Raw genomic sequence first — 25,361 nt, 5'->3', positions numbered from 1 at the left:
TGTCAGGCCATCTCAATGCGAGGATCGAGCGTGGAATAAATAATGTCCACGATCAAATTAACTGCCACAACCAAGACGGCAGACAACAGGAATATGCCCAAGAGCAAGTTGAGATCACGTGCAAACAGGGCTTCAAACGCCAGCATCCCCAGTCCGGGCCATGCAAAAACAGATTCAACAATCACAGAGCCACCGATTAGCGCGCCGACCTGCACGCCGGCCATCGTAACGACGGGCAATATGGCGTTACGCAAAACGTGGACAAAGAGAATACGGCGCTCTGTCAGGCCCTTTGCCCGGGCGGTCGTGACATAGTCCTGCCCGGCTTGCTCCAGCATCGAGGCGCGCATTAGTCGAGTGTAAAGTGCGAGATAGAACAGCGACAACGTGATGGTTGGTAAGACGAGGTGATGGGCGATGTCTACAACCCTGTCCCAACCTTCGTAGAACATGGCGAAATTTTCCATCCCCGATGTCGGGAACCATCCTAGGTTTAACGAGAACACGACGATCAGCATCAATCCGACCCAGAATAGGGGGGTGGCGTAAGTAATAAGAGCGAAAATCGAGATTGCTGTGTCTCGCCATGTATTTAGCCCAGAGGCAGCGACGAGACCCAGAAGAATACCGAAACCGACTGCAAGAATGATCGTCGACGTCATCAGCAGGAGAGTCGGAATAAAGCGATCCAAAACGAGCTCGCTCACTGGCATATCATGGCGGAACGAATAACCCAGATCGAGGGTCACAACATTCTTGAGGTAGACGCCCAGTTGAACGATCAACGGTTGGTCCAAGCCGAATTTTTCGCGCAATTCAGCCATATATTCTGGGGTTGCTGAACCAGCTTCTCCGGCGAGAACGTCTACAGCGTCACCTTCAGCCAGTTGCAGCAGGAAGAAATTCAGGACGACGATTGCAAAAACAATTGGAATGGCCTGAAAAAGACGCTTCAGCACATATCTTGTGCGGCGCTGTGAACTCTCCATGAAGTTTGGACCCTTTTCGTAAATGGCACCGGCCAACTTTTGACCGGTGCCTTTTTAACGACGTATTAAAGTGAAAGCTTCACTCGGCGACGATGGCGTTCTCAAATGGGCCGTAAGCGCCCATCGCTGATGTCGCATGGTCCGCCAGCTTGTCGTTATAGACAGTCAGGAATTCCATTTCGAACAGGTTTGCCACTGGCATATCTGTTGCCAGAATAGTCTGGATCTCACCGTAGATTCCCGCCCGCTTGGTGGCGTCAGGCTCCTGAGCGCCAGCTGCCAAAAGTGCGTCTAGCGCAGGGTTGGAATACTGTGATGAGTTCACGAAGTGCGTACCCTGACGGATTTGGTCAGTACCATAGTGACGATGAACGCCCAGCACCGGATCGGGCAGCTGGTAGAAGTAGTTCACGTTCATTTCAAAGTCGTATTCCGCGTAAATCCGGTTCAGCCAGGTTGGTACGTCTTCGTACCGAAGTTCAACTTCGATGCCGAGCGGTTTCATCGCTTGCTTCATGTACTCACCGGCCCGGCGCCAGTCTTCACCATATGGGATAAGGTCGAGCGTGATGCTTGCGCGAATGCCATCTGCATCTGGCATGATGCCGGCGTCGTCCAGCTCTTTGATCGCCGCGTCCAAATCGCCTGACGCTGGATAGTTTGGCAGTCCGGACTTATACAGACCGACCTTATCAAAGTTCGATGACAGTGCTGATGTGGCAGGTTTGCCGTACCCAAACCAGATATTGTCGATCAGGAACTGACGGTCCATGACCAATGAAACAGCCCTACGCATTGCTGGGTTGTCAAATGGTGGTTTGGTCGTGTTGAATTCGATCAACGCCATTGGATTGATCATTGCATAGCCATCAGTCGTGACCGAAAAGCCATCCATTTCGCGCAAGCGCACGGCGTCAATGTTTGGAATTGCCCCGTAAGCGCCATACATGACTTCGCCGTTTTCCATCGCAGCGGTGCGGGTCGACGCATCAGGTATGAACCGGCCAACAATACGATTGATCAGGGGCAGACCTGGCTTCCAGTAGTTTTCGTTCTTATCAAGACGGATATACTGACCTTTTTTCCATTCTGTGAACGTAAATGGGCCTGTACCAACTGGATTTGTGGCCAGATCCGAACTGCGCAAGTCCTGACCTTCCAAAAGATGCTTTGGCACCATCGGGCTTTCATAAGCAGACAGGGCCCGCAGCATGTAAGGAGCTGGGTTTTCAAGATTGAACACGGCGGTATAGTCGTCCGGCGTATCGATTGAGGTCACTTCACGGAAAGAGTTGGGGCCGCGCGGGTGCACTTGCTTGAGTACATCCATAACAGTGAAGGCAACGTCAGATGACGTAAACGGAGCGCCATCGTGCCAGACTACACCTTCGCGTAACTTGAACGTAACGGTCTTTCCGTCTTCGCTCACTTCATAACTTTCGGCCAGCGAAGGAACGATTTGAAGATCTGTGTCATAATCGAACAGACCATCATATATCTTCGGGCCAACCAGGCCGATAGGGCCTGAGGTAGACAGGAACGAGGCCAGCGAGGGCGGTTCAGGCTGGACCAGATAAACGAGATTTCCCCCAGAGTTCTGGGCCATTGCTACAAGCGGGGCGAGCGTGAGCCCGACCACAAATGAGGCACCCATAAGCAGAGTCTTAAAATTCATTCAGTAATCCCCTAGTTGTTGTTCGTCCTTCATCCGGGACCGAACGGTTTTTTCCACCGGTTATTTTATGTCGTTTGGTTCAGGCACCATTGGCGCTTTTCGGTGGCTCTTGATCAATCGAAAGGTGAATATTCTATTGCCTTAAGGTTAGGTTTAGACGGGTTGCCTAATTTGTAGACACAATCAGAAATTGTGTCTACAAAAACAACATTTTGCGAGTCCGTAGGCAGATCACGCGAGTCTCAATAATAGAGAGTCACTTACTTTTTTTGGACGTTTCAGCACATGTCCTGTCTGCTAGTCGCCGACCGCGAGATCGTTTATTGGTGGATATGACCCCACCTGAACTGTTGTGCGCACTTTGTCCGCAAGCCGATGGCGCGGCCGCGTTTGTCCAAAGGTTATTTCCCCATGAGAGCGGTACGCCGTCGCTAAACGGGCGTCTCCTCAAGCTGCATCGACCAGGTTTTTTGCCATCATCATATGAACACCTTTTTCATGGTTCACTGTTTGGGTGATTCTGAGGTCGCCTGCGAGGCTGCAAAGCATATAGGCGTCCTCGCGGCTAATGCCTGCCCGTTGCGAAACAAGTTTAATCATATCGCGCAGGGCCATTTCAGCGCAGCGATCAAGGTCCGGCGACATGCCCATTGTGATGTAATGGGTTGGTGTTTCGGCCTGAGGGTAGATCAAGTCGTGATCTTTTAGCACGGTAAGACGAAAGCGTCCCTGAAGGGCGGTTTCAATGGCCGTGACGCATACCTCGCCATCGCCCTGGGCACCGTGGCCGTCGCCGCAAGAAAACAATGCGTCTTTAGTAAACACGGGCAGATAAAGTGTCGTACCGGCCACCAGCTCCTTATTGTCAATGTTGCCGCCCATGACCCGTGGCTCGATCGTCGAAATGCGTCCCCATGCAGACGGTGGGGCAACACCCATGACACCAAAGAAAGGGTTCAATGGTAGTTCAAGCCCCCAGGGCAGGGTTCCAACCCTGCGGTCTGCATCAAGCGGAATGATGATTTGATGTGGATTAGGGAAATCCTGAGGGAGAGTGCCCGCCAGAGGCCGGATAAAGGTAAATCCCCAGTCTTGACCTAGGGTTATGTCCAAAATGTCGACCTGAAGCACGTCGCCAGGCAACGCCCCTGTTACGGCAACTGGTCCGGTCAAAATATGCCCCGGAACGGTAGGCACACCTGCTGCATGCATGTCCAACAACTCTGGGGGCACATGAAACCCATCGCCTGGCAGGTTTTGCGGCTTGCCAGAAATGCTATCAATTGTGACTTCTTCTCCACTTTCGATTGTGCAAACTGGCGCAAGTGCGGCTTCGAAAAACCCCCAATGACAGGTCTCGGTCGATGCCTTCAAAATTACACTCATCGTGTTGTCAGTCTTTGGTCTATAAGTGGTTCTTTTGTCATCATTTTGAGGCCCCTCCGCAGGCTAACCTTTTCTATCTACAATGCGTGGTTCAGCTGTTCATGTGAAGCATCAATCGTGCGGTTTCTCCCGCCTGTTTTCAAAATTTGCTAATTCTACTCAGAAGGGGAAGTGGACGGTCGATCCGTTTTCGACAAGAAATCAACTGCGCAATTCTCATTTCAAAACGCTGATCAGTAGAGCGCCTCAATCAAAAAAATAAACTAGTTTTACCCGAGGCTTATTGTCATTTGATCAGCAGATTTCGCAAAAACCGATAGACATTTTGAACCCCACGTCACCACATTAAATCGAGGATTTCGCCCATCTCATACGGGTGCGGCACTAGATAAAACCTGATCACTAATGACAGCGTAGTCAGCCATGCAGCGACCAAAATCAGTAAGGCTTTCCATTTCCAGAACAGATCGACGACATGACCCATGGGACTTTGAGAATCCACGGCAGTCCCGCCCAAAACGCCAGTCCTGCAATGAACTCGGCTGACAAATCCAGATAGTCTTTGAGGTAAAATGCCCCAACGACCGATGTAAGGCCCGACACCCCAGCCGCGAAATAACCCATAAGGGGCGGTAGAAACGACCATCGCATCTGCTGCGCGAGATCTAGAATGGCGCGCTGGAACCAAGTCCTTCGATCCGATGGATTATGATCGTCTTGCAATGTCATTCGTTACTCTTGCCTCGCGATTGCATAAACAACTTTTGGTGCGAGACTTTTTCTGGTTGTCTCACTTGCGCTGCTCCGGCGCACTTGGCTTGCTGCCCTTGCGCTTCTTCACAAGAGGACGAATCTTATCGTTAGCTTCAAGGCAGGCTTTGATATCATCCAGATCCAACGTCTCTTCGGCTTCAAGCCGCGCCACCAGCATTGCAACCTGATCGCGGTGGTCGCCAATAAGCTGCTTGGCCTGATCTTCGGCGGTGTGCAGGAGTTTCATCACGGCCTGATCCACCTGCGCTGCGGTTTCGTCCGCAAAGGACCGAGGCTGGGCAATCTGCTGGCCAAGGAACGGATGGTCATCACTATCGCGCAAATCCACCGGGCCGATATCGGGGTCCATCCCCCAACGTGCCACCATCGAGCGTGCCATTGCAGTGGCGCGGCGGATGTCGTCATCGGCTCCCGAACTGAGCGAACCCAAAAACAGTTTTTCCGCCGCTCGCCCGGCCAACAACGTGGTCAGCTGAACGCGCAGATAAGCCTCGGGCAGGGTGTGGCGTTCGACTTCTGGCAGCATACGCGTGCTGCCCAAACTGCGCCCGCGCGGAATGATCGTTACTTTGTAAAGCGGATCGGCACCGGGGTTGTAATAGGAAGCTGCCGTATGCCCGGCTTCATGCACCGCAAGACGGTGCTTTTCGTCGGGTTGGATCGCGAGAGTGCGCACTGTTCCCATCATGATCTTGTCGCGCGCCTCGTCCAGATCGGCGGACGTGATATCACTGGCTGAATGGCGCGCTGCCGTGATTGCGGCTTCGTTCAAAAGGTTCTTTAGGTCAGCCCCTGAAAACCCCGGCGTGCCTGCCGCCACCTGATCCAGATTGACGTCTTGGTGCATTGGCAGACCTTTGACATGCACATCCAATATCGCACGGCGCGCCACCTTGTCTGGCAACGACAAAGTGACGTGGCGGTCAAATCGACCCGGACGCAGAAGTGCCGGGTCGAGCACATCGGGACGGTTCGTCGCCGCCAAAACCACCACGGCTTCACGCGCTGCAAACCCATCCAATTCAGCTAAGATCTGGTTCAACGTCTGTTCGCGCTCATCGTGACCTCCACCAAGGCCAGTGCCTCGGGTACGCCCGATGCTGTCTAGTTCGTCGATAAAGATAATTGATGGGGCCTGTTTTCGCGCTTCTTCAAACATCTTGCGCACCCGACCCGCGCCGACGCCGACAAACACCTCGATGAATTCTGACCCCGAAGTGGAAAAGAACGGCACTTCAGCCTCACCTGCGAGGGCGCGGGCCAACAGCGTCTTGCCAGTGCCCGGCGGACCCATCAGCAAGACACCATGTGGGACTGTCGCGCCGACTTTCTGAAATCTGTCGGGGTCGCGCAGGAACTCGACCAATTCAGAAACCTCGCGCTTGGCTTCGTCCTGACCTGCCACATCCGCAAACGTGACTTTGCTGGTGGGTTCTGTCGGTTTGGTAGACCTGCCCCCGAGAAAATCGCCAATCCCACCCGGCAGCCCACCGCTGATACCCCCGCCCATCATCCGCCGGCTGATCCAGAGATAGACCGCAAGGATCAGGATCCACGGCAGGAATGACAGCAGAACCGACGGGGTCGAAGGCTCTTTGGCTGTGATTGTAACGCCTGCGTTTTCAAGCAATGGCAGTAAATCCGGATCAGGTTGTTGCGGCGTGATCGCCCGGTACTGTTGCACACCCTCAGAGGTGGGCGAGCGCAAGACGGCTACAATGGCCGTGGCTTCGAGTGTCGCTTCGGTAACATTGCCATTGCGGATCAGGTCCTTGATAGCGCTGTAGGACGCAACCGTCTGTGTTCGCTGATTTGTCGGGGATTGCGTTGAAAAGAGAGCAAAGACCGCCAGACCGAAAATAAAATACCACAAAAACTGTTTCAGCGGAGGCTGTTTAGGCGGTTCCGGTGGTGCACTGTGATTTCCCATGATCGTCGCCCCCAAAGTCGAAATTGAAGGCATCCTGATGCTTTTATCCTAAGCAGCCAATACCTCGCTGCTACATTAGCCGTGTTACGTTTCTGAGGATTGATCTGTGACAATTGGCCAAGGCTGCAAATCTGAGGGCTTCGCAAACAGCATCAAATTCCGCGGATAGGCAAGTGTGCGCAATGCGTTAGCCCGCCTGATGGCAGGACAAAACGGCATTGCATTCCAAACCCGCTAAAAGGCCAGCGTCAAAGATGCTGGCGCACGAAGGATTCGATACCCGCAGCGGGCCGCGCTCCGGACAATCGTGCGACCTCTTTTCCCTTGGCATAGAGGATCAAGAGCGGAATTCCCCTGATCTGCAAACGCTGGGAGATAGTTGGAAACTGCTCTGTGTCGATCTTGGCAAAACGGGTCGAAAGCCGCAACGCTTTTGCAGCCGCCGCAAATTCCGGGGCCATCGTTCTACATGGTCCGCACCAGGGCGCCCAATAATCAACGATCAATGGCAGATCATCCGCACGGGTTGCCTTATCATGTTGCAGATCATCTAGGTCAGTAACATCACCCCCAATTAGCAATACACCGCATTTGGCGCACTTTGGACCCGCCTCAAGCTTGGCAAAGGGAAACCGGTTTGCTTGTCCGCAGGTCAGGCAGGTTAGTTTTATTGCGTCTTGCATCGTTATTCTTTCCTTCAGTCATCACATCGTGTTCTCAACCTGCCTGCCCCACCAACTGGTTGCGGTGACCGTCCTTCTGATGGGCGTGCTCAAGCCAATCAGAAGGATTGTTATTGAAAAGAGGCACCATATCGCAGGCATCTCATTGGGGTTTGCCGTCAATGTGGCGGCCAGGCCTGGACCTGCAACGGCGTGAACAAGCACAAACCGCCACGCGCCGTAGATCAATGGCAATAGGAACGCTGCAATCAAATAGCTAGGGAATCCTGCGTAAATCCCGATAAACTGTTCGATCCCAACAAGCAGTCCGTTGTAGGGTACGTCCCACGCAATATGCCAATCACCCGCAACAGTGCACCACCGGTCGGCGCAAAGTGGGCTGCCTGGCAGGCAAGACCCCAATGCGGGCGTCGACATGATCTGTACCAACATGATCAGGCTGGACACTGCGCAGGCACTGAACACCCAAACCCTGGCGCGGCGTTTGATGGTTTGCGGGACCAGTTCCATGGCAAAGGCATTGATGAAAAACGGCTGCACAACGATATGGAGATAAGACAAGATTGTGACTGCTTGGTTCGACGATGCGCCACATTGACCCAGCACGGCATATCCCCAGACCTGAAGTGCTTCCATAACGGCGAAAAACCCAATCGTCAGCCAGATCGCAGAAGCGGCACCGCTACGGAACGTGGCAGCGGCTGCGACTACACCAATCCCGACCATCGCAACCGATATTTCGGCGTTCCAACACATATTTTGCCCTCATTCATGTGCGAAACTACCCGACGATTGCCAGGGCTGTTTGACCACGATCAATTCGCATTTTGGGTGAGTTTACAATTCGCCACCCTAAAAATTGCGCGCGCTTTTTTTGACGCTGCGTTGACGAGTGGATTGACACGTATCAATCAAATTGAGGTCAGAGTCTGCGACAGTAGCGATAGAATGAGACATGTGGGGCCAAGCCGCATATGGCCACAACGGCCAAGATGCCTGCGTCCTGACCCCACATGTCTCATAACAGTCCAAGGAGCGCCGACGTGGTTGACAAAACATCTAAACTCTCTCGCCTCCCAGGTGGCCTGCCTTCTGTGCGTTTGCGCGCGGAATGCGATCCCAAGACGCTTGGCTTTGAGACAACTGCATCATTGAAACCAGCGCCGGGATTTATTGGTCAGGCCCGTGCCATAGATGCGATCAAACTATCTGCGGAAATCGACCACAGAGATTTCAATCTCTACGTTTTGGGGCGTGAGGGGACCGGGCGCCACAGTGCTGTTGCGCAGCTGTTGTCAAAAGCTGCTGCGACCCGCCCGATCCCGTGCGATTGGGTGTATGTCAACAACTTCGATGCCCCCCACAAACCCAACACAATGAAGCTGCCGCCGGGTATCGCCTCGGCTTTGAAGTCCGCAATGCAGCTTTTGGTCGATGACCTTGCCATCGAAATCCCTGCCTTGTTCGAGTCAGAAGAATACCAGACCCAACGTCGTGCCATTGAGGAAGAATTTGGGCAAAAACACGAGGAGCCGATTGCCGAATTTGCCGAGCGCGCGCAGGCGGAGAATGTGGCCCTGCTGCGAACGCCAACGGGATTTATGCTTTCCGCTATTGTGGACGAAAAGCCCATTCAACCAGATGCCTACGAGGCATTATCACCCAAAGAACGCGCTGAGATTGATGAAAAGATCGAAAAGCTGCAAGAGCATCTGTCGAGCGTTTTGAAACAGGGACCACAGCTGGAAAAAGAACATCGGCAAAAGGTAGAGGCGTTGCATGCGGCGATGGCGGAACGCGCCGTTTCACTCAGAGTTGGCGAAGTTCAGGCCGAATTTGGCGACAAAGCAAACATCGGCGCATATCTGGAAAATGTGCGCACAGATATGGTGTCCAATGCGGATCTGTTTCTGGTGTCCAAGGAAGGGTCCAACAACGGCCCGTTCCCTGAAGTCATCCGAAAATACCACCAGAACCCGATTTTTGACCGCTATAGCGTGAACATAATGGTGTCCCATGAAGCGGGCCCGCGATCCGCACCGATTGTCAGGGAGGACCTGCCAACGCTCAACAATTTGACCGGCCGGATTGAACACATTTCGGAGATGGGCACTCTTGCCACCAATTTCACGCTGATCAAACCGGGCGCGTTGCACCGGGCCAACGGCGGATATCTTGTGCTGGACGCGCAGCGCCTTTTGTCCGAACCCTACGCTTGGGATGCGCTTAAACGCTGTCTGCAAAGCCAGTCAATTACGATTGCATCCCTTGCTGAACGGCTCAGCCTGTCGTCCACTATCACGCTAGAACCCGATCCGATTCCGCTTGACGTTCGCGTGGTCCTGATCGGTGACCGGCGGCTCCATATGTTGCTGACGATGCTTGATCCAGAATTTGACCAGCTCTTCAAGATACAAGCTGATTTTGAAGATGACTTGCCGCGTAGTGCCAAGAACACTCGTGCGCTGGCAAGAGTTGTGGCGGGATATGCTGCCAAAGAGGATCTTAGGCCGATGACAGCGGCAGCGGTTGCTGCCTTGCTTGATCATGCAGTACGCCTAGCGGATGATACCAAGAAACTCACGCTTGAACTGGGCGCATTGACGGATGTGATGCGAGAGGCTGATTTCTATGCAACCCGGAACAAGCGCGACTTGATTTCAGACCAGGACATCGCTCAGGCGGTCCAACAATCAGAACGCAGGGCTTCGCGTATCAAAGATCGCATGCAAGAGGCCGTGACACGCAAGACGATCCTGATCGACACGGATGGCAGTGCGGTTGGTCAGGTTAACGGTCTTGCGGTGGTCGGCATTGGCACGCATCATTTTGGCCGCCCGTCGCGGATCACGGCGCGGGTTCGGATGGGTGCAGGCAAGTTGATTGATATAGAACGCGAGGTCGAGCTTGGCGGCCCTCTGCATTCCAAAGGTGTGCTGATCTTGGGCAGTTATCTTGCGTCGCGTTATGCGCTGGACGTTCCGATGTCATTGCACGCGAGCCTGGTTTTTGAGCAAAGCTATGGCGGCATTGACGGGGACAGCGCGTCTTCGGCGGAGCTATACGCGCTGCTTTCCGCCCTATCAGGTCTTCCAATCCGTCAGGGGCTCGCTGTGACCGGATCCGTGAGCCAGAATGGCGAGGTGCAGGCCATTGGCGGTGTTAACGAAAAGATCGAGGGCTTTTTCGATATTTGTCGCGCACGTGGCTTGAGCGAAGAACAAGGTGTTTTGATCCCGGCGTCAAATATTGATCACCTGATGTTGCGCCGTGACGTTGTTGAAGCCGCAGCGGCAGGCACTTTCCGGGTCATTCCGATCAAGACGATTGACCAAGGGATAGAGGTGTTGACCGGGACTGCTTCTGGCCGGCGCAGACGCGGCGGCGATTTTCCTACCAGCAGCATCAACGGCCTGGTTGAGGCGAAATTGCGCAGCTTTGCCGAGACGCGCCGCAGTTTTGGGTCTCAAGTTCGGAAAGACCCTGACGGGGAGGCGAACTAATGGAGCAGACCGTCCGCCCGGGCTTGCGCATTCTTGTCGGCGCGGGCTGTTTTATTGATGCCGCTGCGGCACTGCGTATCGTTGCGCGATTGCCTGGTGGTTTCCTGGCTGGCCTTGGGGGTGTTCTTGTTGAAGAAAGCGATATGCTTGCGACCTGCCAAATCCCCCGTCAACTTGTCGTGTCGGCAAGCGGGGCCACGGCTATGGCACCCAGCCTCTCGCAGGTGCGGGCACTTCTGAAATCCGATGCACGGGCGTTTCAGAAGTCTCTGGCACGCACCGCAGATCCAACCGGTGCGGGCTGGGTCTTTGCGCAGGACAAAGGCGAGCTTGTCGGTACTGCCCTGCGCGCCGCGGCCGGGTGGGATGTCCTTGTGATTGGATATCGTCAGGTTCACCAGATCCCCGGAAAAATTGTCATACTTGAATCAGCCAGTTCGCCGCGGGATGCTGTGACAGCGGTTTCTGATCGCGTGGCAAAAAATTTGTCCGCAGACCGGGTCGTGTTTTCGGTCGATCATGAGGGCGACAAGATAACTGCTGTTCAGCCCTCAGACACATTTCAGTTTAAGTCACTTGACCAAGCATTAAAGGCCCTGACACGCACGAATGCGCAAGCTGTGCTGGTTGATCTGGAAAATGGGCCCGTTCATAAACTAGCAGACCTAGCGCGCCTTCTTGAAGTCGCTCGATGCCCTTTGGTTGTGTTTGGCACCTCCGGCTTGAATACGCTGCTGGAGCACAGTACGCAAATCCCGCCCAGGCCCAACGGGAATGGGCAAAATGATACGTCCTGAGATCGCCGTTTTAATTTTCACCCCTAATAGACCTAGCTGGCCCGAAGCGGCATATTCTGGCTTTTGGTGGCCTCAACATCCTAGGTCTAGCGCAACGGTTGCTTGCAGACTGGGCTCAGGGCCAGGCGATCTCTCGATCGCCAGGTCTGAATAAGTCCGTTGACCGCCCCGCGTCGTCCGGCGCGGCGCCGACCACGATCACGGGCGTTTCCGTGAAATGCCCGGCAGCAATTCGGTAGACGGAATGTCAATCCCGGAGTAAAATCGGTCAGCGTCCCGGAGAGAAATTGGCCAATTTGTCAGCTCCTTGGCTTCAGTTGGGTTTGTTCAGGCTGTGCGGTTTCGGCTTTGGTTCAGCCGATAGCTTTCACCATTCATCTCCAGGATATGGACGTGGTGTGTCAGGCGGTCGAGGATGGCACCCGTGAGGCGTTCTGATCCGAAGACCTCTGTCCATTCATCGAACGGCAGGTTGGATGTGATGATGATGGAGCCGCGTTCATATCGTTGACTGATCACTTCGAACAGCAACTCGGCCCCGGTCTTGGAGAGTGGCACGAACCCAAGTTCGTCAATGATCAGCAAATCTTGGGCTGCTAGTTGTTTTTGGTGTCGTTGCAGTCGGCGTTCGTCAACTGCCTCGATCATTTCATGAACCAGTGCAGCGGCTGTGGTGAAACGTACCTTCAAGCCCTTTTGGCAAGCTGCCAGTCCAAGGCCGAGAGCAACATGTGTTTTACCGGTCCCACTTGGTCCTAGCGCGATAACGTTTTGACGCTTTGCGGTGTACTCGCAGCGGGCCAATTCCATCACCAGCACCTTGTTCAGTGACGGGATCGTTTTGAAGTCAAAGCTATCCAGGCTCTTGGTTGCCGGAAACTTCGCGGCTTTGATACGCCGCTCTACCATCCGTCGCTCACGTTCGATCAGCTCCAGCTCACACAAGCGCAGGAGATATTGGACATGATCCTTGTTCTCTGCGGCGCATTGTTGGGCCTGTTTGGTGTATTCGCTTTGGAAGGTTGGCAGCCGAAGTTTGGTCAGGTGATGCCTGAGCAGAACCTGCGGTGTATCAGTAACAGTATCGTTCATGCGGCCACCTCGGACAACAGCACGGCATAGCTGGAAGGCTTTGTCGTCTCAACCACCGCTTTCGGCAGATAAGGATAGATATCGAGATCAAGCCTAGGCGGACGACGCTCAATCCGGCAAAGGATCAGATGCTTGATCGCATCGTAGCCAAGTGCGCCCAGGTCCAAGGCTTGTTTGATTGCAGCATGAACGTGCTCCATCTCGAAGGTTTCCAATAGTCGCAAGATCTGAACATATTCGCGCTTCCCCGCCTTACCCATGCGGGCTTCCAACAATCGATGAAGGGTCGTGAACGCATCGGGCAGATCCCAACCCTGCAAGGGTGCCGCCTGGTCGAGAGCACCAACCTTCTGCTCCAACAATGGCAAGTAATGCATCGGGTCGAAAATCATATCTGCCTTCTCGTAAGATCGTCGATGTCGGGCGACAATCTCGGTCCCACAGCCGATCACGACCTCATGGACATAGCCGCGTACCTGAACCTCATGATGGGCAAAGGCGACAGGGACGGAGTAATCGTTATTGCGATAACGGATCATCGATATTGAAGTTGCCCGAGTACTGACCTTATCACACGCATCGTAAGGTGTTGGGGGCAATGCCATCAACGCGTCCAGGTCTCGTAGCAACCGTTCACCAATACTCTCACTATGCCCGCGAACAACATCGTCCTGACGCTTCAAACATTGTTCCTCCAACCAGGCGTTCAAAGCATCAAAACTATCGAACCGGGGAGCAGGGATTAGGAAGTTCCTCCGTCCGTAGCCAATGACACCTTCGACATTACCTTTGTCGTTACCTTTACCAGGGCGGCCAAACCGGTCCTCAAACAGATAATGCGATTGTAGTTCCGAGAAAGTTCTGGTCCGGATCCGCTTGCCTCCTCCCAAGATCTTTGCAACCGCTATCACGGTGTTATCGTACAGTGCCGACAAGGGCACACCACCGAAGAACGCAAACGCAGCGTTGTGACCATCACAGAAGGCTTCTGTCGTTTCTGCCGGATATGCCTTCATGAAGAACGCATCCGAATGCGGCAACGATATCGCAATGTAATGCAGCTTTCGTTCAACACCACCAATCACACCAAGGGTCTCGCCAAAATCGACCTGAGCATGGCCAGGGGTGTGAACCAGAGGAACAAACACCTCTTGGGTACGTCGCTGCTTCTCACGAACATAGTCCGTGACGATGGTGATCCCGCCAGTGAACCCATGTTCATCACGCAATCGCGCATGAATACGTTTGGCTGTGTGGCGTTGCTTTTTGATGACCCGTTTATCGTCTTTCAGGATCTGATCAATTATCCCAATGAACGGATCCAACTTCGGACGAACTGGCGCGGTCGTTCTTTGATAACCCGGCGGAACCGAATGCTTCAAAATCTTCGCCACTGTTTTGCGGTCAATCCCAAACAGACGGGCCGCCTCACTATTGTTCTTACCTTCGACATGGCACGCACGGCGCACCCGACTGTACAAATCCACAGAATACATCTTCCCCACCCGTTGCTCGACAGCACCAGATGTTAGATTGCGGAATTTTACTCCGCGACGGTCAGATTACCCAACCATTTCCATGGCCATTTTGTCTCCGGGATTCACACGGAAGCAGGCGAGAAAAGCCCTTCAGTACAGCCTACACAATAGTCGATCAGCTACTCTGGTTCTGTGGAAAATGGTTTCAAACTAGGAGTTTTTGGTTATGTTTGAGGTCAACATTCTGGGATACAGAGTTCAAGATTCTGGTTTCTTTTAGACGAAGTAACAGGGGGAGCTGCCCAATTTTCGGTTTTGGCTGATCCCTGAAATTCGAGCAATAAACGGTCATCCCAAAAACCACAGGCTCACCCAGGTTCTGTCGCAAAGTTCTCGCGTTTGGGTGAGGCAACTGGATTGTGTTAGATGCGGGTCTTTGTTCTTGAAGGCTAGCTACTGACTGTGAAACTGATTTCTAATGGAACCATTTCCCCAAAAGCATGATTTTGTTCGCTGTGTTTTTCTATGATGCGCAAAGTCCAGCTAGGCCAAACCGGGGTCTCCCCATTCAAGCAGTTTGCGACCCTCGCAGCGTAATTGTGTCCAGAATACCGCTCTTCAGCTTGGCGAAGAGGGGCCGTGCATGGATTCGATGGTGCTGCCTCCAGTGTCGCCCAGACGGCACGAAGAACACTGGTCCTCTTGGAATGCCTTCAGACCAAGGATACTGGGGGAGATCGAGTGTTGGTATATTGTATTAGTTTTGGTGTTCATGTTTACCTCAAAAAAAATTAGTGTGTTATTATGAGCGACTGCTCCAGGCCGTCCAAAATAGATCGGGGCTTTCTTGGTTATAAAGTAGTTAATGATTTCAGGTTTTTCCTTTGAGCATCAAATTCCAACACTCGTTTTCGATCTGCTCCCGAGATCCGCCGTGGCGTACTAGCCGTGCCAGAGTGGAAAGGTTTTCAGGGTCGGGCAGGGGTAAAGACCGAAGTTCACTTGCAGAAACAGCGGTGGAACCGCTCAAGCAGCGAAAAGCCTGATCCGCTGCGTTGCTATTCAAAAATGCTACGAGTGTTTCCAGGCTCACTGCAGGCCTAAGGGTGGTCGGGCGAAGAAGGTTAACGTGGTTTTCGACGACTACGGCCTTATGCTCGTTTACGAACTGATCTGGGAGGACGGTCGCGATCAGACGCTTTGACTGCTCTGTCGACGTCGTCCTTTGAAGAAGAACGCAGGGCTCCCGGCAGAGCAGTTTTTCGTCAACATTTCGGGCATCAAACCAAGTCAATTTCTGCTTGCGTTCAGCTTGCCAATTGAAACACCCGTCCTGTCCAATTGCCTCTGCCCATATCATCGGGACAGATGAGGGCGTGGGGCAAGTAGAAAGGCGTGCCTTATGTCGGTTCCAAATGACCGGGCCCGTTGAAACAATGTACCCCCAGTCAGACAGGCGATGGGGGAGGGCACTCAGAGATCTGACAAGAGGCACCTGGTCAGGCACTCTTGGAAAGATCCATGGAGCCATCAGGTCTTCGGGTAGAGTGAAATCTCCCAAGTCTGACGTTACCGTTTCAGATGATCGGGTCAAATCCAGCGACCGTACATTGGTCACGCGTGTCGCCGCGTTTCGCGAGAAACACGACAAAACGAAATCTTGACGCACATCTTTGAAAACGCCAGTCCGCCTCGATGCGAATTCCAGCATTTGAGGCGACGCTTCTGTACGCAGAGTCTTGCGCAGATTCTGGAAATACGCTCCTGAGACAAAGCTTGTAGGTGTGACAAAAACGATTGATCCGCCGGGGCGTGTCATCCTGACTGCCTGATCGAAAAATAGGCCATATGCGTTCGCATGACCGTAAAGGCTTTGCGCAAATTTCTGCCTTAGGCTGCTACAGAGTTTGACCTTGCCGTAAGGTGGGTTGCCCAGAACAACATCAAAGTCGGCGGCGGGCGCAATTTCAAGTGTGTCCCGAACTTGAACGAGGGCCGGTGGTAAATAACCGGGAGCACAGAACGGGAGCAGCATTGCATCCAGCGCGACTTGGGCTAGCCAAGCGCCAAATGGATCGATTTCATAGCCGACCAGTCGTTTTGATATCTCGGCCAAAACGTTGTCGTTATAACAGACAAACATCACCTCTAACATGCGTCGCGCACATGCGAGCATAAGCGTTCCACCGCCGCAGGCGAGTTCTAGAACGCGCGCTGTCGACCAATCGGCGCCGTTCTGAGTGGCCATATCGACCATGTGTTCTGCGAGATGAGGGGGCGTGTAAAACAATCCGCCTGCTGATCTGTTAGCTTTTGAAGTCAGGGATGTATAAGTGAGGCCGATCTCGTAGGCGGCTGATGTCGGCTTCAACTGGGCAGCCAATGTTCCGAGATGTTGAACGAGTTCGGTCACAGCGCTGCAAATAAGCACCCGTTTCCAGCGGATGGGAGCGGCGCGCATTATCGGTGCTTGTTCGACGTTGGCCATTCTTTGTGACCACCAAACGCCTAGGATCTGCGCGCAAATATGTTGGGCTGCGCTATTGCGATCTGTGTTGGTGTAATCGCGCAAAAGCAGCACAAGTTTTTTGCGTGCCTCACCGATGCTCGCAAGTACCGCTCCTTCTTTTAATAGAAAGTGTTGACTGTTTTGGAAGGTGGACGCTGCGTCAAATGTTGTTCTGAAATGTTTCATATGTAAATCCAGTGTTTGTTTCAGAACAAAGTAGATTGTTCAGATTAAACTGGGATTTCGAACAGGGGCATATAGCAGTGCTAATTTACGTTTTGCGGCTATCAGTATGTGCCCACTTCAATGAAGTAACCTGCCGGTGAGAGCCAACGGCAGGTTTCTCATGGGCATGCTATCAAGCGATCACTCCGGCACGTAGTGCTCTTCCCTCGTGACCCGGACTCCATCCAGATCTTTCGCTACTTCGAAGAATGCAATCCGATCATCGCCCAGTCTCTGAATGATCACGCCTTTCGTTTTCCAGTGGGGGTATCCAATTGCTGCATATTGCAGCATGCGTGCGGCCTTGTGCCCACATATCGGTTGCGGCTGGGTTTCCATCTGAACGGTTGCCATGCGCCGCAGTTCTACTTCATGTGTGGTGACATAGAGGGCATCGAAATCCACTTGTCCGACGTTCTTTATGAATCCACGTGGAGGTCTTGTGACAAAGCTCATTTCACAACCCAAAAAGTCGTCAAGCAGATGGTTTTCACGCACCTGAAGTTCCAGACGAGCCTGCTCGGTCAATTCGAAAGCGTCGATAAACGCTGAGGCACTGTCAGTGATGCGCTTGGGCTCAGCGGCTACATCAGGGTAGATCTTGCACAGGTTAACCAGCTTGAAGCAGAACGCACCGCCGCCCATGGGCTCGATGATCCACTCTGTGTCAAAGTGAGCTGTGCAGGCGATGATCAGAGGCATGGGCTTTTTTTGTGCTTGGTAGGGAATGTCCGGCAGGTTTCTGGGCACCTTCATACCCAACTTTCGAAGTGACATCTCAATGTCGCTCTGAGTGAAGCGCAGAAACGACTTACCAGGGCGGATGCGGGTGAGAAAAAGGTAAGCCAGTGGTTTCTGACTTTGCACCATTGGATTGTCATTGATCGCACGTAATGCATCTTCGTGAACGAAGGGAAGAAGTGCACCGGATGATATCTCGCTCGCTTCTTGGGATTCGATTTGGTCGAATGGGTCGATCCGGCCGTTTGCGTTAATCATTTGCGCATGAAGATCGGATGAAACCTGGGTTGAGACCGCGTTATTTGTTGTTGGCATAAGTTATAAACCTCAATTTATTGATTGTTGTGAGCAGTAATTTGCTGAAACTGTCTTACGTCAAAAATGATTAAGAGAACTTTAACGTTTTTGGCGTTTCGGCGACCTGCGGTCGTTTCGGGCCTTCTCTCTAGACCTCACGTTTGACCCTCAAACATCAGACGCCAGCATTCGATCTTGATGAGTTCTAGGGTGCGTCGCTTTCGACAAGAGCGGGCAGTTGCGCATCGGGCGCCAGGGCGAAATCCGTGACAGAACTGCCGAGGCTCAGCACTACCGTATGGCAGGCATCAATTTGCTCGCCGCAATCGTTATCTTTTGGAAAACTTACCACCTTGGACACGCAGTGGCGGCCCGAAAACACGCCGAGCTCGGCAAGCAGATCTTCTACATCGGCCCTGCTGAGCGCGAACCGGTGGTAAGCCCGGATGGCATTGGAGATGATCTCTCGGGGAAAACAAAACCCCCCTCATGCACGGCATTGTCGCCGTGGTTTTTATGATGGCCCGTTATCCCGGCTCACAGCCGCGTTCAAATTGGCAATGCTGTCTCCGGAGGTTAGGGAAACAATGCATAGCTTTCGATCAAACGAGGCGTCTGTTTGGCTTCGGTCATTTGCATCACGAGATGATCTCAGGTGTTCAACCGCGGGCATATCTGCGTCTTTGGATAACCGTCCAGCCGCTGACAAAACAGATAACAGCGCAGCCATGTTTATGAATTCAGAGGACAAGAGTTGCTGCGCTTCCTGTATGATTTCGCTTCGAGTGTAGCCCATGCGTGTCATGTCATTGATGTAGAGCTCGTCGTAGGCGTCGTGGTTGAGGTCAGGCGAAATCATCTGCTCGATGCAATATCTCCACCAGGCAGCTTCGGTGATTTCTCTGTCGGAAAGTAGCTGCTCAATCCACATAATAGTACTCTGGGACTTTGTTGCTGCGTAATGAGACAAGGCGGTTTGATCACCGGTGTTCAAAAGAGACTTGAACGCGTCAAGCGTCGGAAAACTCGTATCTTGTGAGACGTCGATTGTAGCAGATGCTGGGTATGAGTAGGTACTCATGAGGTCATCATCGGCAATATCCAGGGGCGAGTATTCGATGTCTGGCGTTGATGCATCCTCAGGATCACAAGTGAACGAAACCGTTCGCAGCGTCGCCTTACCATTTCCCAGAATTTCAACCAGCAATCCAACGCGCGAAGTTGCGGGTTCGTAACATGTCAGCAGTCGGCCTGAAAATCTATTTAAGCCGGAAAGAGCTATGAGCCGATGCTCTAAGTCGGCCTCCAGCCAGATGGTTTTGGGAGGCCCAGACAAGACTGATTGCACGACATGTTGCAAATCCAGGGGGGTAGAGATCTTTAGCGACCTAGCCTTCGCAAGTGCAAAAAAATCGAATGCATAATGCTCACTCGCCGACAAAACTCTGCCAGCCAACTTCAACTGGGACCTTTTGAAGTCATCTGAATACCCGCCTTGATCAAGCCATGCTTCATTGTTCGGAGCTAGAACGCGTTTGCAGGATCGCAGCGTGTCTACAAGAAAGGTCCTAGCTTCCGTTTGGGATGGCGTACGAAAATCGTAGTAAAAGTTAACTCCGACTCCATCTTTTGTTGTGAAATTCGTAGATTCAGTATTCTGTTTAGATCTTGTGTCATGCATGAATATTTTTCCTAGTATTACATGCACAGCTTAATCGATTGAAGTTAAAACCAAGTTTCAATGGCCGGCGGCGGGCGCCTTCGGTTTTGCAAAGATTTTCTGAGGGTATAGAACAAGATTGATTGCGGCCGTGTGCCAGGCCTCATGTGTGCGGCTTTTCAGACGCCGCCGGGCCAGACCGCACAGGGATCAATCGAGGCGCCAGGCTTTCAAGCGCATGTGCCCCATGTGAGCGATATTTGAACCGCGACTCCTGTTGGCCTCAGGGTAGGGTGGTCATCGCATTTCCTCTATCATTTTTTCGCGAAAGACTTCAGCGGGTGTCTTTCCATCCCAAGCATTTCCGAGGCGTGTTGTTTAGGCGATCACAGATCTCTTTCATGTCCTGATCTGTCATTGATCTGATGTCGCGCTTGCGTGGAAGCCAGCGTCTGGCTCGACGATTGGTGTTCTCGACAGTGCCTTTCTGCCAGGGCGAGGAAGGATCGCAGAACCAAGTTTTCGTGCCTGTTTCGGCCTGAAGGTGTGGCCAGTTCATAAACTCTGAACCACGATCAAAAGTGATCGAACGACGGGCTTGATGGGGCAGGTCTTTGATGGCTTTGATGATCTTCCCCATGACCGGTTTGGTGCGCTTGTTTGGATTTTTGAGAATCACAGTGAAGCGGCTAACACGCTCGACCAGTGAGGTGACGTTTGCCTGTCCAAGCTTCTGTTTAAACAGCATAAAATCGCCTTCCCAGTGACCGAACTGACGGCGGTGGGCGACGTCGTCGGGACGGAACAAGATGCTCACATCACGGTGGAATTTGGGTTCACGGCGCCGTCTCGTGCGCCGTGGACGACGGGCGACGCGGTGCGTGGGAAGATACCACCACAGGTCCTCACGCAGACCCTCCTTGGAATAGATGTAGCGATAAATTGTCTCTTGGCAGACCCGCAACTTAGCACCTTCATGGATCATGCGATTGCCGATCTGTTCAGGCGTCCAGCCATTCTTGATGCGCTCAATCACTCGTTTGCATAGATCAGGATATATGATCAGCTTACGGTGCTCGCGCACGTCGATCAGCCTGTATCAAGTGAGCTGCGGCACCGTAGTACCCATCACATTTCGGCATGCTTTCATCGCTGAAATGATTGCGCTTCAACTCACGGAATATCGTCGACCTGCAGCGCTTCAATACGCGCGCCATCTCGTCGACAGGGACCTTTGCATGTCTCCAGCGTTCTATTCTGCGTCGTTCCGTGATACTCAGTTGCTTGTAAACGGCTCCCATACCGATTCCTCCTGCTAGATAAACTACTGTTTTCTAACAAGAGTCGCAGTTGAAGGTAGCGCGCGCCCGGCTACATAGAATTATCGTATAATCAATCTTATGTTAAACTTGCTCCACCCGTCCGTTAGAATGTTTAGCGATTTAGATACCACCTATTCTGCGGTGGTTAGCCCAATATCTCTTTCAGCGAAGCTCCCACCGACGCTTTGCCACGCAAGTCCAATGCGGAATGCAAATCGACCAGATGGCTGCGCATCAGGGCTTCGGCTGCATTACCATCTTTGCTTTCGATTGCATTTATCAAGGCCCCATGTGCATGGCTTTCGCACAGGGCACTTTCCCGTTTCCAGTACAGGGCCACAATCAAAGACGATCGCGCTATAAGTGCTTCAATAAAGTTTGCGATGGTATTTTGATCTGCGATCATCGCGATATGAACGTGAAGCTGTCCAGATAGGTATAGCGCCAGCCCATGGTCACCTTTTGCTGTCGCGGCGTGCTCTTGATCGATATGCGCTTTAAGGAACGCAATGTCTTGTGCAGTTGCCTTCAGCGCAGCGGTGCGTGCGGTGCGCGGTTCAAGCAACTCGCGTGCTTCGAATACTTCTTGTGCTTCTTTTGGTGTGGGTTGCGATACGAAAGCACCGCGATTTCGTTGGATTTCTACCAGCTTGGCATGTGCAAGTGACTGTAGTGCGGTGCGGATAATGGTCCGCGACACACCGTAGACTTCTGCCAACTCATCCTCACCCAGCTTGGTGCCCGGCGCCAAACGATGCTCATGAATAGCGCGCGACAAGGCCGCGGCCACGGTGCCACTCGTTGACGTGCTGCTTGGGGCATCAATCGCAACGGCGTCTGGATTGATCATGGCTAGGTCCTTTGGTTGCGTGTGTGATGTCATGACCGAGCCTTGCCGACAAGGTTGGACACTACAGTTCAAAATCTGAAATAAATTTGTATACAATATTGTGCAAGATATTTGAGCGTTGCGCCCATTGAGCGCCTAATTTTGCGCCGCCGGTCAGAAAATCCGTCAAATTTTGATCCGACTCACTTTCCGACACAGCAATTACTACGTCTTGCTTGAGGTGAATTGGAGCCTGGCATGAGCGATGTAAAACAAGATTTGGAATTGGTTTCCGTCACCAAAAGGTATGGACCAACTGTCGCAGTCGACGCGATCAGCCACCATTTCAAGACCTCCACATACACCTGTTTGTTGGGCCCCTCAGGCTGTGGAAAATCATCAACGCTCCGCATGATTGCGGGGCATGAAACAGTCTCGGACGGTTCTGTTTTACTGGCCGGGCGTGACATTTCGAACCTCCCACCGGCCAAGCGTGGGACGGCGATGATGTTTCAGAACTACGCGCTCTTTCCCCATCTGAGTGTTCTCGACAACGTCTCCTTCAGCCTCAAGATGAAGGGTGTTGACAAGGCCGACCGACGCAAAAAGGCCGGCGAGATGCTGGAGTTGGTCGATCTGACCTCCTTGTCTGACAGACTGCCCGCACAGCTGTCGGGCGGCCAGCAACAACGGGTTGCCTTAGCGCGTGCGTTGATCACACGGCCGCAGGTTTTGCTGCTCGATGAACCCCTGTCCGCGCTTGATCCGTTCTTACGCATCCGGATGCGCAGCGAACTCCGCAAGCTGCAAAAGGAACTCGGTATCAGCTTTTTGCATGTCACCCACGGTCAGGACGAAGCGCTGGCGCTGGCGGATGAAATTGTGGTGATGAACAATGCCACGATTGAACAGGCAGGCTCTGCGCGAGACGTGTTCAACGCCCCAAAAACCAAGTTCGTTGCGCAGTTCATGGGCGGGCACAACGTGATCAATCTGCCCGACGGCGACGTCGCCATCCGCACCGATGCTGTCTCAATGACAACGGTCGAAAACGGCCGGATCGAGGCCAATGTTGTGGCCATCGAATACCAAGGCACCCATGTGTCGATCCTCACCAAAATTGCCGGCGATCAAGAGGTAACAGCCTTGATACCGGACGCGGCGTTCTTCGCCCAACCCCACAATCCCGGAGATCAGGTTGGCCTGCTTTGGGACCAGACAAGTCAACACCAACTGACCGCATAAGCCGCGGCATCTATCACTGAAAAGGAGAGACGAATGACACTTTATACCAAGCGTAATGGCCTGAGCCGTCGCACAATGCTGAAGACCGGCGTTGCCGCAGCAGCAGGAACATTGGCCGCCCCGATGGTCTGGGCGCAATCCAACATCGTTCTGCGCCAAGCAGGAACAGGCGTTTCCGCCTTTAACGAGATTGCGGCAAAAGCCAAAGAAGATCTGGGCATCACCATGGAAATGACGGCGCTGGATTCTGACAGCGTGACACAGCGCGTCGCCACCCAGCCTGACAGCTTTGACATCGCCGACATCGAATACTGGATCTGCAAAAAGGTCTGGCCCACGGGCAATCTGCAAGCGATGGATACATCAAAAATCGCAAACTACGACAAGATCGCCGGCACCTTCCGTTCGGGCAAGCTGACCCCCACCAGCGATATTGCACAGGGCACCGCGCCGCATACTGTCGGCTTTACCTCAGGTGCCAATGGTACGGATTTCGTACAAGAAGAATCCGGTTGGATGACCCTGATCCCGACAATCTATAACGCGGACACGCTGGGCATCCGCCCTGACCTGATTGGCCGTCCTATCACCAAATGGTCCGAGCTGCTGAACCCTGAATTCAAGGGCAAAGCATCTATTCTCGACATTTCCTCCATCGGGATCATGGATATGGCGATGGTCGTGGAATCCATGGGCGAATATAAATACCCCGACAAAGGCAACATGACCAAGGAGGAGATTGACCTGACGCTTGGCATCTTTACCGAAGCCAAGAAGAACGGCCAGTTCCGCGCCTTCTGGAAGTCATTTGACGAAAGCGTCAACCTGATGGCCTCGGGCGAAGTTGTGATCCAGTCCATGTGGTCGCCCGCGATCACGGCTGTGAAATCACAGGGCATTCCTTGTGTCTACCAACCGCTGGAAGAAGGCTATCGCTCGTGGGGCGGCGGCATGGGTTTGGCGGCATCGCTTGAAGGCGCGAAACTGGATGCGGCCTATGAATACATCAACTGGTATCTGTCCGGTTGGGTTGGCGGCTTCTTGATGCGTCAGGGGTATTACTCTGCTGTGCCAGAAACTTCCAAGCTGTTCATGTCCGACGACGAATGGGGCTTTTGGTACGAAGGCAAGGAATCCACGGGCGATATCGTCAGCCCAAGTGGGTCCACCCTTGAGGGTCCAGGTGCCGTGCGCGACGGCGGTTCGTTCATCGACCGCATGGGTGCCGTGGCTTGCTGGAACTCCGTCATGGATGAAAACCAGTACATGGTCCGCAAGTGGAACGAATTCATCGCGGCCTAAGACCTTGCGGGGGCGCTTGACGGTGCCCCCCAACCTCCCTTGGAAGTCAGCCGGAACACATGCAGAAATTTCTCAAAAACAACAGCGTGACAGGCTGGCTTATGGTGTCGCCGCTTGCGGTGGTGCTGTTCTTCTTTCTGGTGCTGCCCATTGTGATGATCCTTGTGGTCAGCTTTTGGCGCGCGACCGAATTCTCGATCATTCCGGCGTTTGAATTCGACAATTACGAATTCCTCTTTGGCTCTCCGGTCACCTACACCGTTTTCATAAACACCTTTAAATATGCGATCCTGACGTGGATGTTCACCTTTGTCATCGGGTTCACCGTCGCCTATTACCTCGCCTTTCACATCCGAAGTTTGACGTGGCAGATCGCGCTGTTCTTACTGTGCACGATCCCGTTCTGGACCTCGAACATCATCCGCATGATCAGCTGGATCCCGTTTCTGGGCCGCAATGGCATTGCGAATTCGACACTGATGTCATGGGGCGTGATAGACGAGCCGCTGGAATGGTTGCTGTTCAGCGACTTTTCAGTCGTGCTGGCCTTTGTGCATATCTACACGCTGTTCATGGTTGTGCCGATTTTCAACACCATGATGCGGATCGACAAAAGCCTGATCGAGGCCGCCCGCGACGGCGGTGCCAATGGTGCCCAAATCCTGTGGAACGTGATCCTGCCACTGACCAAGCCGGGCATCATGATCGGCACGATCTTTGTGGTGACGCTGGTGATGGGAGATTTCTTTACCGTGCGGATCATGTCGGGCAGCCAGTCGGCCAATGTGGGGCGGCTGATTTCGAACGACATTTCCTTGCTGCAATATCCCAGCGCCTCTGCCACCGCGATCGTGCTGCTGCTGACGGTGTTGATCACCATCGGCATCCTGCTGCGGTTCGTCGACATCCGAAAGGAGCTTTGAC

Annotated in this window: 18 protein-coding genes and 3 pseudogenes; 6 read left to right on the top strand and 15 right to left on the bottom strand. The window is 53.1% G+C overall.

Annotated elements, in window-relative coordinates; translation table 11 throughout:
* Positions 1-2: 2 nt before the first annotated feature.
* The 7 genes from C1J03_RS23860 to C1J03_RS23830 form a co-directional block, all read right to left on the bottom strand.
* The gene (locus C1J03_RS23860) at positions 3-989 is read right to left on the bottom strand and encodes an ABC transporter permease (RefSeq protein ID WP_114889240.1); all 987 of its coding nucleotides are present in this window, start codon (positions 987-989) and stop codon (positions 3-5) included.
* 79 nt (positions 990-1,068) lie between these two features.
* The gene (locus tag C1J03_RS23855) at positions 1,069-2,664 is read right to left on the bottom strand and encodes an ABC transporter substrate-binding protein (protein ID WP_114889239.1); all 1,596 of its coding nucleotides are present in this window, start codon (positions 2,662-2,664) and stop codon (positions 1,069-1,071) included.
* 447 nt (positions 2,665-3,111) lie between these two features.
* Positions 3,112-4,050: an acetamidase/formamidase family protein gene (locus C1J03_RS23850; RefSeq protein WP_114889238.1), complete on the bottom strand. Its 939-nt coding sequence runs from the start codon at positions 4,048-4,050 to the stop codon at positions 3,112-3,114.
* Between the two features lie 438 nt (positions 4,051-4,488).
* The gene (locus C1J03_RS23845) at positions 4,489-4,779 is read right to left on the bottom strand and encodes a hypothetical protein (RefSeq protein ID WP_441351149.1); all 291 of its coding nucleotides are present in this window, start codon (positions 4,777-4,779) and stop codon (positions 4,489-4,491) included.
* 61 nt (positions 4,780-4,840) lie between these two features.
* Positions 4,841-6,754: an ATP-dependent zinc metalloprotease FtsH gene (ftsH, locus tag C1J03_RS23840; protein WP_114889304.1), complete on the bottom strand. Its 1,914-nt coding sequence runs from the start codon at positions 6,752-6,754 to the stop codon at positions 4,841-4,843.
* A gap of 248 nt (positions 6,755-7,002) precedes the next feature.
* Positions 7,003-7,437, bottom strand: a complete 435-nt coding sequence (locus C1J03_RS23835) for a thioredoxin domain-containing protein (RefSeq protein WP_114889237.1) — start codon at positions 7,435-7,437, stop codon at positions 7,003-7,005.
* A 21-nt stretch (positions 7,438-7,458) separates the two neighbouring features.
* Positions 7,459-8,193 carry a DUF5765 domain-containing protein gene (locus C1J03_RS23830; protein WP_174234519.1) on the bottom strand — a complete coding sequence of 245 codons (735 nt, stop codon included), beginning with the start codon at positions 8,191-8,193 and terminating at the stop codon, positions 7,459-7,461.
* Positions 8,194-8,480: 287 nt separating this feature from the next.
* Here C1J03_RS23830 and C1J03_RS23825 point away from each other — a divergent pair, with 287 nt between their 5' ends.
* Both C1J03_RS23825 and C1J03_RS23820 read left to right on the top strand, forming a co-directional pair.
* A complete protein-coding gene (locus tag C1J03_RS23825) occupies positions 8,481-10,940 on the top strand; it encodes a Lon protease family protein (protein ID WP_254694298.1) in 2,460 nt (819 codons plus the stop codon).
* Positions 10,940-11,737, top strand: a complete 798-nt coding sequence (locus tag C1J03_RS23820; RefSeq protein WP_114889235.1) for a hypothetical protein — start codon at positions 10,940-10,942, stop codon at positions 11,735-11,737. The genes C1J03_RS23825 and C1J03_RS23820 overlap by 1 nt, the downstream gene beginning before the upstream one ends.
* A gap of 327 nt (positions 11,738-12,064) precedes the next feature.
* Here the strand turns inward: C1J03_RS23820 and istB are convergent, their stop codons facing one another.
* From istB to C1J03_RS23800, 4 genes are all read right to left on the bottom strand, one after another.
* On the bottom strand, positions 12,065-12,829 hold the full coding sequence (gene istB / locus C1J03_RS23815) for an IS21-like element helper ATPase IstB (RefSeq protein ID WP_114882482.1): 765 nt from the start codon (positions 12,827-12,829) through the stop codon (positions 12,065-12,067).
* Complete coding sequence (istA, locus tag C1J03_RS23810; protein WP_114882484.1) at positions 12,826-14,325, bottom strand: IS21 family transposase; 1,500 nt, start codon at positions 14,323-14,325, stop codon at positions 12,826-12,828. Before istA ends, istB begins: the two co-directional genes overlap by 4 nt.
* Positions 14,326-15,178: 853 nt before the next feature.
* Positions 15,179-17,002, bottom strand: a complete 1,824-nt coding sequence (locus tag C1J03_RS23805; protein WP_114889234.1) for an HsdM family class I SAM-dependent methyltransferase — start codon at positions 17,000-17,002, stop codon at positions 15,179-15,181.
* Between the two features lie 180 nt (positions 17,003-17,182).
* The gene (locus tag C1J03_RS23800) at positions 17,183-18,097 is read right to left on the bottom strand and encodes a hypothetical protein (protein WP_114889233.1); all 915 of its coding nucleotides are present in this window, start codon (positions 18,095-18,097) and stop codon (positions 17,183-17,185) included.
* A gap of 220 nt (positions 18,098-18,317) precedes the next feature.
* On the opposite strand from C1J03_RS23800, the pseudogene C1J03_RS23795 reads away from it, so the two are divergent.
* Positions 18,318-18,470: pseudogene (locus tag C1J03_RS23795) on the top strand (Tn3 family transposase); the annotation flags it as partial.
* On the opposite strand, the pseudogene C1J03_RS23790 reads toward C1J03_RS23795, so the two are convergent.
* The 4 genes and pseudogenes from C1J03_RS23790 to C1J03_RS23775 all read right to left on the bottom strand — a co-directional run.
* Positions 18,438-18,542, bottom strand: a pseudogene (locus C1J03_RS23790) (IS6 family transposase); the annotation flags it as partial. The pseudogenes C1J03_RS23795 and C1J03_RS23790 sit on opposite strands and share 33 nt — an antisense overlap.
* A 51-nt stretch (positions 18,543-18,593) precedes the next feature.
* Entirely contained in the window at positions 18,594-19,760 is a 1,167-nt protein-coding gene (locus tag C1J03_RS23785; protein ID WP_114889232.1) for a hypothetical protein, read from the bottom strand.
* Between the two features lie 276 nt (positions 19,761-20,036).
* Positions 20,037-21,040 (bottom strand): annotated as a pseudogene (locus C1J03_RS23780) (IS30 family transposase).
* Between the two features lie 166 nt (positions 21,041-21,206).
* Positions 21,207-21,911 carry a GntR family transcriptional regulator gene (locus tag C1J03_RS23775; RefSeq protein WP_114889231.1) on the bottom strand — a complete coding sequence of 235 codons (705 nt, stop codon included), beginning with the start codon at positions 21,909-21,911 and terminating at the stop codon, positions 21,207-21,209.
* A gap of 237 nt (positions 21,912-22,148) precedes the next feature.
* Here C1J03_RS23775 and C1J03_RS23770 point away from each other — a divergent pair, with 237 nt between their 5' ends.
* Genes C1J03_RS23770 through C1J03_RS23760 form a run of 3 tightly spaced genes read left to right on the top strand, consistent with a single transcriptional unit; the run spans position 22,149 to position 25,360 of the window.
* Positions 22,149-23,135, top strand: coding sequence for an ABC transporter ATP-binding protein (locus C1J03_RS23770; protein ID WP_114889230.1), 987 nt, complete (start codon positions 22,149-22,151; stop codon positions 23,133-23,135).
* 33 nt (positions 23,136-23,168) lie between these two features.
* Positions 23,169-24,437, top strand: a complete 1,269-nt coding sequence (locus C1J03_RS23765; protein ID WP_114889229.1) for an ABC transporter substrate-binding protein — start codon at positions 23,169-23,171, stop codon at positions 24,435-24,437.
* A gap of 59 nt (positions 24,438-24,496) precedes the next feature.
* A complete protein-coding gene (locus C1J03_RS23760) occupies positions 24,497-25,360 on the top strand; it encodes an ABC transporter permease (RefSeq protein ID WP_114889228.1) in 864 nt (287 codons plus the stop codon).
* The last annotated feature ends 1 nt before the right edge of the window (position 25,361 follow it).

Source organism: Sulfitobacter sp. SK012 (assembly GCF_003352085.1).
In the GTDB taxonomy this organism is placed as follows: domain Bacteria; phylum Pseudomonadota; class Alphaproteobacteria; order Rhodobacterales; family Rhodobacteraceae; genus Sulfitobacter.
The sequence above is the reverse complement of the archived record's forward strand: the minus strand, read 5'-3'. Positions and strand labels throughout refer to the sequence as shown.

Bases quoted from the DNA above. Each gene is read 5' to 3' on its own strand.
- C1J03_RS23820 (WP_114889235.1), top strand. From the start codon at position 10,940: ATGGAGCAGACCGTCCGCCCGGGCTTGCGCATTCTTGTCGGCGCGGGC.
- C1J03_RS23850 (WP_114889238.1), bottom strand. From the start codon at position 4,050: ATGAGTGTAATTTTGAAGGCATCGACCGAGACCTGTCATTGGGGGTTT.
- C1J03_RS23855 (WP_114889239.1), bottom strand. From the start codon at position 2,664: ATGAATTTTAAGACTCTGCTTATGGGTGCCTCATTTGTGGTCGGGCTC.
- C1J03_RS23805 (WP_114889234.1), bottom strand. From the start codon at position 17,002: ATGAAACATTTCAGAACAACATTTGACGCAGCGTCCACCTTCCAAAAC.
- C1J03_RS23775 (WP_114889231.1), bottom strand. From the start codon at position 21,911: ATGATCAATCCAGACGCCGTTGCGATTGATGCCCCAAGCAGCACGTCA.
- C1J03_RS23860 (WP_114889240.1), bottom strand. From the start codon at position 989: ATGGAGAGTTCACAGCGCCGCACAAGATATGTGCTGAAGCGTCTTTTT.
- C1J03_RS23785 (WP_114889232.1), bottom strand. From the start codon at position 19,760: ATGCATGACACAAGATCTAAACAGAATACTGAATCTACGAATTTCACA.
- C1J03_RS23770 (WP_114889230.1), top strand. From the start codon at position 22,149: ATGAGCGATGTAAAACAAGATTTGGAATTGGTTTCCGTCACCAAAAGG.
- C1J03_RS23760 (WP_114889228.1), top strand. From the start codon at position 24,497: ATGCAGAAATTTCTCAAAAACAACAGCGTGACAGGCTGGCTTATGGTG.
- C1J03_RS23845 (WP_441351149.1), bottom strand. From the start codon at position 4,779: ATGACATTGCAAGACGATCATAATCCATCGGATCGAAGGACTTGGTTC.
- istA (WP_114882484.1), bottom strand. From the start codon at position 14,325: ATGTATTCTGTGGATTTGTACAGTCGGGTGCGCCGTGCGTGCCATGTC.
- C1J03_RS23830 (WP_174234519.1), bottom strand. From the start codon at position 8,193: ATGTGTTGGAACGCCGAAATATCGGTTGCGATGGTCGGGATTGGTGTA.
- ftsH (WP_114889304.1), bottom strand. From the start codon at position 6,754: ATGGGAAATCACAGTGCACCACCGGAACCGCCTAAACAGCCTCCGCTG.
- C1J03_RS23765 (WP_114889229.1), top strand. From the start codon at position 23,169: ATGACACTTTATACCAAGCGTAATGGCCTGAGCCGTCGCACAATGCTG.
- C1J03_RS23835 (WP_114889237.1), bottom strand. From the start codon at position 7,437: ATGCAAGACGCAATAAAACTAACCTGCCTGACCTGCGGACAAGCAAAC.
- C1J03_RS23800 (WP_114889233.1), bottom strand. From the start codon at position 18,097: ATGCCAACAACAAATAACGCGGTCTCAACCCAGGTTTCATCCGATCTT.
- istB (WP_114882482.1), bottom strand. From the start codon at position 12,829: ATGAACGATACTGTTACTGATACACCGCAGGTTCTGCTCAGGCATCAC.